At 67.1% G+C, this 8,371-nt stretch carries 8 protein-coding genes; 1 reads left to right on the top strand and 7 read right to left on the bottom strand.

Features of this window, described 5'->3' with window-relative positions:
• The first annotated feature begins 77 nt into the window (after nt 1-77).
• Nucleotides 78-854 carry a DUF5677 domain-containing protein gene (locus tag ACGFR9_RS10815; RefSeq protein ID WP_358278979.1) on the top strand — a complete coding sequence of 259 codons (777 nt, stop codon included), beginning with the start codon at nt 78-80 and terminating at the stop codon, nt 852-854.
• A 9-nt stretch (nt 855-863) separates the two neighbouring features.
• On the opposite strand, the gene ACGFR9_RS10810 is transcribed toward ACGFR9_RS10815, so the two are convergent.
• From ACGFR9_RS10810 to ACGFR9_RS10780, 7 genes are all read right to left on the bottom strand, one after another.
• Complete coding sequence (locus ACGFR9_RS10810) at nt 864-1,076, bottom strand: hypothetical protein (protein ID WP_393205475.1); 213 nt, start codon at nt 1,074-1,076, stop codon at nt 864-866.
• Nucleotides 1,077-1,081: 5 nt separating this feature from the next.
• Complete coding sequence (locus ACGFR9_RS10805; RefSeq protein ID WP_393205472.1) at nt 1,082-3,541, bottom strand: phage portal protein; 2,460 nt, start codon at nt 3,539-3,541, stop codon at nt 1,082-1,084.
• The gene (locus tag ACGFR9_RS10800; protein WP_393205469.1) at nt 3,541-3,894 is read right to left on the bottom strand and encodes a hypothetical protein; all 354 of its coding nucleotides are present in this window, start codon (nt 3,892-3,894) and stop codon (nt 3,541-3,543) included. The genes ACGFR9_RS10805 and ACGFR9_RS10800 overlap by 1 nt, the downstream gene beginning before the upstream one ends.
• A 41-nt stretch (nt 3,895-3,935) precedes the next feature.
• On the bottom strand, nt 3,936-4,445 hold the full coding sequence (locus ACGFR9_RS10795; protein WP_393205466.1) for a hypothetical protein: 510 nt from the start codon (nt 4,443-4,445) through the stop codon (nt 3,936-3,938).
• Nucleotides 4,446-4,521: 76 nt separating this feature from the next.
• The gene (locus ACGFR9_RS10790) at nt 4,522-5,688 is read right to left on the bottom strand and encodes a glycosyltransferase family 4 protein (RefSeq protein WP_393205463.1); all 1,167 of its coding nucleotides are present in this window, start codon (nt 5,686-5,688) and stop codon (nt 4,522-4,524) included.
• Nucleotides 5,685-7,001 carry a hypothetical protein gene (locus ACGFR9_RS10785; RefSeq protein ID WP_393205460.1) on the bottom strand — a complete coding sequence of 439 codons (1,317 nt, stop codon included), beginning with the start codon at nt 6,999-7,001 and terminating at the stop codon, nt 5,685-5,687. The genes ACGFR9_RS10790 and ACGFR9_RS10785 overlap by 4 nt, the downstream gene beginning before the upstream one ends.
• 117 nt (nt 7,002-7,118) lie before the next feature.
• Nucleotides 7,119-8,369, bottom strand: coding sequence for a nucleotide sugar dehydrogenase (locus ACGFR9_RS10780; RefSeq protein ID WP_393205457.1), 1,251 nt, complete (start codon nt 8,367-8,369; stop codon nt 7,119-7,121).
• Nucleotides 8,370-8,371: the final 2 nt, after the last annotated feature.

Genomic DNA, 8,371 nt, shown 5'->3' with positions numbered 1-8,371 from the left:
GTGGTTAGCGTCGCGCCCCGGCGACCTGGCCATATTCGGCTGCCGTGCTGCTCCCGCGGGGCGTAGCGTCGCTCGCTATGACCTTTGCGTATCGAGCCGATGAGAAGACCGCGAAGCGAGTCCGGGCGATTGTGCCGAAACTGACAGCGGGGGCTGGGGCTGCCCTACACGTGCAGGAGTTGGCGTCGGCTGAGACATCGACGTCCGTATTTGCGGTTCTCGCAGGGTGGTGGCGGTTCACCAACCGAACGGCAGACGCCATGATCGCCCTCTACGACCAGGGTTTCACAGTCGAGGTAGTGCCTTTGATGAGGAACCTTGTGGGGCACGCCTATGCCATCAATTGGTTGGCCGACAACGGTGACGATGCCTACAAGGCATTGGTCTCCGAGTCGTACAAGTCCCGCGAGAAGCTGCTGACCAACCTGGAAGGTGTGGGGTGGCAGCTGCCGGAGAGCGTCGATCTCGGGGAGAAGCCCGACTTCGGCTTCAACACGGAGGAGGAACGCAAGCGACATGGGCGACTCGTCGGCGAGCTGTCCAACTTCGACAACATGGTGAAGGCGTACGGATCGGCGATGATGTACCCGGTTTACCGGAACCTGTCCTCGTACGCCCACACCACCGACCTCACGGCCTCGGCGTTCGTTTCAGGAGTCGAGGACGACAAGGTCACCTTGTACGAGCAGTCGCCTGCCGATCGGCTCGCCGATCTGTGCTGGATGCCCGTTCCCCTGCTTCAAGCAGCGAGCGTGATGAGCCCCCTTCTGAAGGGCGATCCCATGAAGAAGCTGATCAGAGAGGCATGCCGTGACCTGGGGCTGCCCGAGGAACTGGTTCCGAAGCGCCCGTGACGGCCGCACTCACATGCTCTCCGTGAGGATGTGGAGAGCGAACCAGCCCGAGAACCCGAACCAACCGACGGCGAAGGCGGCTCTCCCAGCTCTGCTGGTGCGGGTACGGAACAGGCGACGGACGTTCTCCGACAGGGTGTCCTCGTCGCGCCGATTGGCCAGGGCGATGCCCTCTGCCACGGCAAACGCGGCGGTCCATGCGATCCAAATCGCTGCCCACATGACAGTCACTCCTTCGAGTCGGTGGCGTAGTGCAGGCGACAGCGGCAGTTGATCGTGAGGGCGATCGGGGCGAAGGGGTCGCCGGGGTAGCGGAGGCTGGCGCCGTCGATGGTGTACGGGGTGCCGACCGGCAGCGTCTTGTCCTGGAGGGCCTTGTGCGCGGGCCGTACTCGGTTGTCTGCGCGGGTAACCCAGGTCCGGACGACGTGCGGACCGGCGTGCTCTGCCGCGGCGTCCGCTGCGCCGTTGATGGTCGCCACGGCGCACGTCTCGGCGACGCGGGCGATCAGAGCAGGCTCTGCGGAGTGGTAGTACCTGACGACGGCGTGCGCCAAGTCGCCGACATCAGCGGCGTCGTGCTGGGCGTCGCGGAGGATGGTGGCGAGTTCGGTGAGGAATCCGGTGATGGCCTCGCCGGCGTACGCCGCGGTGACGATGGCGGCCGCGGCCGCGGACGGCGGGACCTCGTCCGTGCCGGTGAGGGCCTGGCCGACCTTGCGTGCCGTGGCGATGGCCGCCTGCTGAAGGATCGGGGTCAGGGATTGGCTGGTCTCCTCGGTCCAGCGGGCGGCGCTGACCACACGGTCCTGGTCGAGGTCGGCGTCGACGTGCCGGACGTCGTCGTCGTTCTCGGGCTCCCAGTACCTCGTGTACTTGCGGATTTTCGGGGCGCGGAGCCGGGCGAGTATGACGCCTTCCTGGCGTGCGAGGAGCGCGGTGACGGCCGCGGCCACGGCCATGGACAGAGCGTCGAAGTCGTCGTCAGTGACCTCGTATCCGTCGTCCTCGGGCAGGGCCTTGGTCTCGACCGCGGCGCGTGCGGCGTCGACGTCCTCGGCGGCGTCGCCGGGGAGTGCAGCGTCCTGGGTGCTGCGGGCGCGGTCGACGTCGGCAGCCGCGTCACCGGGGCCGCTGTCGGTAGTGGCGGCGCGGGCCGCGGCGACGGCGTCGGTAGCCGTCGAACCGGCAGGCAGGGCGAGGGGCGTGCCCTGCGCCCGCGCTGCGGCGACATCCGCGGCGGCGCTCGGTCCAGCGTCCAGAGCGCGGGCGGCGGCGACGTCGGCGGCCGCGGTATCCGGAGCGGTGCCCGGCGGGAGCGGGGCACCGGTGGGCGCGGCTCCGGGTGTTCCGCCCGCGGCCGGGTCGGGACCGAGGCCCAGTGCGGCGGCGTCCTGGTCGTTGGCGGGTACGGGGGCCTTCTGCGGAGAGATCCAAAGGGCCCGGGACTGTGGGACGTTGAATGCCGGTCGACCCGCGATCTCCCGGTACTCGTCGATCGTGATGAGGCCGGCTTCCCACTCCTTGCGGGCTTCCTCGCGGGCCTGGCGGCGGGGGAACTCCAACGCCTGAACACTGGAGGTGTCGAAGCGGACGATCCACTCGTCATCGAGGTCCGGGTCGAACCCGGAGGCGATCAGGTTGAGGTGGGGCAGCTCCGTGTGGTCCCAGAAGTTGTATTCCTCGCGGTCAGCGTTCGCGTAGGTCCGCTCGGAGGCGTTGCCGACGATGCTTTCGGGGACACCGAACGCGGCCAGGATCTCGCCCTTGGAGGTGCCGGACAGCGTCTCGTAGGCCATCTCGCGAGGGCGGGCGGAGGTGTCGACGTAGGTGACTCCGCCGGGCCCGGTGCCGACGAGGGTGAGCTGGCCAGCGTTGTGCGCGCCGGGCGCCAGTCGCTTCTGGATGCGGTCGACTTCGCGCTGGTCGACTCCGTCCAGGTCGATACCGACGATTCCGCCCGGTCTGCCGTCATTGTCAATAAAGCTGATGTTGTAGGTGCGGGCCTTGACGTCCAGGTCGATGGACAGGCCCGCCGCTTCAAGCGGGGTTACGCCGCAGAAAGGGTCAAGGGGGTGGGGGTCGCGAATCCAGATGACATGCTTGGGCAGCAGCTCCCGGACATGGCCGCTGTAGTCCGTGAACTCAAAGTGCTTCACGTAGTCGGCGTTACGGTCGTCCGGGATGATCTGGACGCGGTCCGGGGGAAGCAGGTCGAGGCGTACGAGGTTGCCGCCGCAGCTGTAGGTCTTCTCGATGAAGACGCCCTTCTTCGACAGAAGGAGCTGTGCGCTCAGCCGTTTCTTGAAGACATCTCCGGTCTCGAGTGGATTGGCCTTCTTGTTGAGCAGCTTCAGCAGCGGGTGGTCGTCGAGCGTCTCCTCGAAGCGCCGTTCGTCTCCGCCCCGGCCGATCTGGATTGGGAGGGTGCTGGCATGTTTACTGATCGCCTCGATGGACTTGAAGGTCCAGATGGAGCGCTCGTAGCCCTCGACGATGACGCGTTCCATGTCCCAGCCGTCCGCGCGGCCGGGCGTGCCCCACACGTTGGTGACGCCGGCGTACGTCATCGACACGTAGGCGTTGCCCGCGAGCAGGTCCTTGGTCTCAGCGGTCGGTGTGGGTGGGGGAGCAGCGGAGCGCGGAACGAGGAGTCCCCGGAGCGTGGGGAGGAACTGGCGGGGCATTAGGCGGCCCCCTCGTCCTCGTTCTCACGGGTGGTGAGCCACAGGCCGAGGAGCACGATCGCCAGGGCGACCCCGATCCAGCCCAGGGGGGTGCAGAGGGCGAACGCGCAGCCGGTGAGGCCGCCGTATCCGATGGTGCAGACGGCGGCACGGGCAAGGTGCGCCAAGGGCGCGGCGTTCGGCTTCGGGCGCATGAACAGGCCCGTGGCGAGGAGACCGGCCATCGCGGCGGAGAGTCCGGCGGCCCAGTGGAGTGCGCCCAACGCCACGAGGACGCCGAGCAGGCCGAACGCGGTGAGGAACAGGCCGGCGGCTTCACGCGCGAGCGCCCAGGAGGTTCGCTGAGTAGTCACACCGCGCACAGTGGACAGCGGGCGGAGTTAGTGTCGCGTGGTCAGCGCGGGGGCCGCGACACCCCTCCCACGTAAGCCTCAATACCGCGGCGCTGGATACGGCCGCCGGGCACGACCCGGGCGTTCCGGGGCGGGACGGGAATCTTCCGCTTAGCCCGGGTGCTCTGGTCTCCACCGATCAAGTGCCGGTTGTCGATCTTCGCTGAGCAGTCCTGGCCGGTGACCTCGTCGTACGGGCGCCGGCATCCCTTGCAGTAGACCTCGAGCGCGTCGATGCGCTGGCCCTCGGTCGCCTTGAAGCTGCCGCGGTAGTCGGCCACCTTCGCAATCTTCGGGATGACCTCGATCTCCGCGGCCACAACCCAGACGTGGGAGAGGTCGGCCTTCTCCTCCTCGGCGGGGGGCTCGGGCGGACCTTCGGGGTCGGACTCCACCAGGGCCTTGGTCTCGGGCAGGGGCGGAGTGATCTCCGGGGCGAGCCAGGAGAACAGAGACTCCTGCAGGTGCGACCGGCCGGCCGTGGACGAAAGGGCAGCTATAGCGGTCGTCACCGTTCCTCCGGATCAATGCTGGGTTGACGTAAAGCGCAACCCCCTTCACAGCAGGAACGTCAACGACCGCGTTCTGTTACACCCCAACATCAGTGGGGCCTTTGGTGCACGGGCCCCACCGATGACTGCCCCGTGGGGAGATAACGCGGAGCGTCAGTTCGCGAAGTTGGCGGCCGGTGGTAGTGATGTCGTATCGGCGGGCGTTATCGAGAGCCGCCTTGTTCAGGGCCCGGCGCTGGTGGGAGTCCCGGCCCATCTCGTCTAGGGCCGTAGCAAGCGAGCGCGGGTCGCCCGGGGTGTAGGCGATGCCAGCGCCTCCGAGGATTTCCCTCACTCCGGGAAGATCGGAGTAGACAACCGGGAGTCCGTGGGCTTGAGCCTCAATGAGGACGAGCCCGAAAGCCTCCAGACCCGTGGTTGTGAAGACCCAGGCGTCGAAGTTCGGCAGGCGGTGCCACAGTTCGGCGCGGGGCAGGAACGGATGAAAATGGACCCGATCCCGCAGGCCGAGGTCGATAGCCCGCTGTTGAAGATGCTCCCGTAGGGGTCCGTTGCCGATCACGGTCAAGTGGTGCGGCTGATCGGTGAATGCGAGGGATTCGATGGCGGTGATCGTGGATTTGTTGTCGTCCAGGCGACCGGCTTGTACCAGAGACAGGGGTCCGGTCCCTGCGGAAGGCTGATCGCGTACATGGGCATCGGCCAGACGGATGCCCCACGGGATGATGGCGATGCGGTCGGTGAACCGACGCCCGGTGAGGCGGTCGATGCGGTCGGCGAGGACGGAGGTCGGGGTGACGATCGCGGCGCTGGCGCTGGCGACTTCGAGCACGGCCTTTTGTTCCGCCGTGTTGCGCTCGGCCGCCATCACTTCGGGGCCGTGCGCGATGGAGATGATCGGGATGGTTCCGGCGGTGCGACTGAACGCGAGGCTGAGGGCGAACCCGACGTTCTGGGCGTGGATGGCGTCCGGTCGGATCTGCCCGATGAGCGTGCCTACCTCTTGCGTCAGCTCGTCCACGTAGGTGTCGAAGCCGGGGCCCTGGGGTCGTTTCGTTGTGGAGAGGGGGATCAGGTGATCGAACGCGGTCTTCCACACCTGATGGACCGGTGTCCGGCCGAGGAAGGTCGTATGGGTGTCGGGCATGGCGCGGTAGAGGTCGCTGACGAGGATCATGCTGCCGGACGAAGGCTCGGACGCGCGGTTGATGCCGGTGAGGATCGTCAAGGGTTTCGTGGTCACGCGGAGATCCCCTCGATGGATGGTCGGTGGGCGGGAACCGAGGACGGGGCACTACGGTCCACTGTGACCTGCGGATCAGTGGTGATCATCCGTCCGCGGCTGCGAGGGGGCGCCCACCACGACGCCAGGTGCGGCGTGAGGACCGCGGTGATCTCCTGGGCTGGGTGCAGGAAACCTCTGCTGTCCTGCTTTGCCGTCCACGCCCTGACGGCCGACCGGGGGTAGACGGGGTGTATCCCGATCTCGCCCTTGGGGAGGATTCCGTTGAAGGGCGTGGGGATGCCCTCGTGGTTCCAGTAGTCCCAAGCCTCCAGCGCCTTGGCCTTCTCGAAGCAGTGGTAGAGCTGCCGATAGCGCGGCATGTACCGGATCTCGCGAAAGATCATCTGCCCGATCAGTCCCGGCGCGACGTACCGGAGCGCGCTGAGATCAATGCCCCGGAAGGTCACCGTGGCCGCGTCCTGGGACGGGTGCAACGCGATCCGGGCGAAGAGATGGGACAACCGCTGCCGTACGTACTCGGCGACTCCCGGAGCGAGCGCCGGTTCCACGCCGGCGATGAGCTGGACGAGCTGCTGGTGGCGCGGATGAAAGCGGGCCAGGTCGAACAACCGGTGCATGCCGTCCACGGCGGCGAACGCGAGTCGCTTGTACAGCCAGTTGTTCAGCTCTCCGGCCTGGGCGTAGCCCTTGGTCTCCGGAGTCGTGGAGTTGAGCATCAGGTACTCGGACAGCACCTCGAAGTACAGGTAGCCGAGAAACGGTACGGCGGGCACGGCAGCGGCCAACTGGTCGATGAACTCGGGGCCCGCCGTGGTGCGGCCGACTGCGTTGCGCAGGGCCAGGTCGAGGAATCCGGCCGCGGAGCCCAGCCCGGCCAGCACCGCATGGTCGAGCTGGTCGTTCTCGGCCCGGGTGAGAAAGCTCCGGTAGCGCAGGTAGGTACGCAGGTGGATGGCACCGAGATGCAGATAATCCACACCCTTGGTTGGGATCGGAGCGTCCGGGATGACCTCGAAGATCATGGGCGTGGTGTCGGGCTTTGTCTGCATCAGGTAGGCGCCGAGATTGTGCGGACGCATTCCTTCACGCTGAGGTACCAGAGGGGAGCAGTACAGGGTCCCGACCAGGCACCCGGTGGAGACGTGCAGCTCACCGCTGGTGCGAATCGCGGCGATGTCCCTGGTGGTGTGCAGCAGGTACATGGGCCGGCCGCTGGCGAGCGCTTCCGCCATCGCGCTGTGCTGGATCAGCCAACCGTTCGGGGTGTCACCTTCCAGGTAGCGGCGCCAGTCGCCCTCGCTCTCGGCCAACGAGGCAGGAGCGGGGCGATGCGCGGGCCGGGCGTAGTCCGTGTGGACGTGCTCCCATTCTTCACGCAAGGGAACTCCGGGGGTTGAAGTCAGCAGCAGGCCAGGAGGGTTCGGGAGCTACAGGGTCTCGACGTTCGCTCCGGACAGGCGGTTTCGGCAGTCGAGCACGTACGGCGCGTGCTCCTCGATCATCGCGAGGTCGAATCGCGGATGATCCATCAGAAGAACCACCGCATCAGCGGCGGCTACTTCTTCCGGGGTGGCAGGGACTCGGGGCACGTTCAGCCCGGTGTCGTCGCCGTCCGGGATGTTGGGTTCGGCGCCGCAGACATCGGCGCCGAGGCCGATGAGAAGTTCGGCGACACGTGCCGACGGGGAATTGCGAAGGTCGGTGGCGTTGAACTTGTAGGTCAGGCCTAGCAGCAGAATCCGCGATCCGCTGACCGGCATGCCTCGCTTGTTGAGTGCTTCCACGAGGCGCCGGACGACGTAGTCAGGCATGTGCCGGTTCACGTCGGCGGCGAGTTCCGCGAACCGGAACGGGATGCCAAGCTCCTGCTGGGCCTTCCACGAGAGGAACATCGGGTCGACGGGCAGGCAGTGCCCGCCGACCCCCGGCCCCGGGGTGAACTTCGTGAATCCGAACGGCTTGGTCGCGGCGGCGTCGATCGCCTCCCAGATGTTCACGCCGAGGGCATCGGCCAGGATCGCCATCTCGTTGATCATGGAGATGTTGACGAACCGGAAGGTGTTCTCCAGCAGCTTGGCCAGCTCGGCGACCTTCGGCCCTGACACCGGCACCGTGGTCTCGAAGATGCCGTCGTAGAAGCCCTTGATCACGTCGAGCGATTTGGCGTCGATTCCGGACACCAGCTTCGGCGTCCTGTCGAACGACCACCGCTTGTTTCCGATCCGCTCGGGGCTGAAGCCGGCCAGGAAGTCCGCCCCGCCCTTGAGGCCCGAGGTCTTTTCCAGGATCGGCAGCAGCAGCTCCTCGGTGGTGCCGGGATAGCTCGTGGACTCCAGGACCACCGTCGCGCCGGGGCACAGGTGCCCACCCAGTGTCCGGGCGCAGGACTCGATGTAGGTGAGGTCGGGCACGCCGTCCCGCAGCGGGGTCGGCACGGTGATCACCGCGATGTCGAAGCCGGCCAGCGCGGCACCGTCGGCGGTCGCGGAGTAGGCCCCGGAGTCCAGCACTGCGCGCAGCCGTGAGGAGTCCACGTCCCGCACGTAGGACTGGCCGGCGGCGAGCTGCTGGACACGGTCCGTGTTCACGTCGTAGCCGACGACACGGTGTCCCACCTCGGCCGCGCGTACGGCCAGGGGAAGCCCTACATAGCCCTGACCAGCGACAACTATCTGCATGG

The sequence above is a fragment of the Streptomyces sp. NPDC048584 genome (assembly GCF_043199595.1).
Classification (GTDB): domain Bacteria; phylum Actinomycetota; class Actinomycetes; order Streptomycetales; family Streptomycetaceae; genus Streptomyces; species Streptomyces edwardsiae.
The sequence above is the reverse complement of the archived record's forward strand: the minus strand, read 5'-3'. Positions and strand labels throughout refer to the sequence as shown.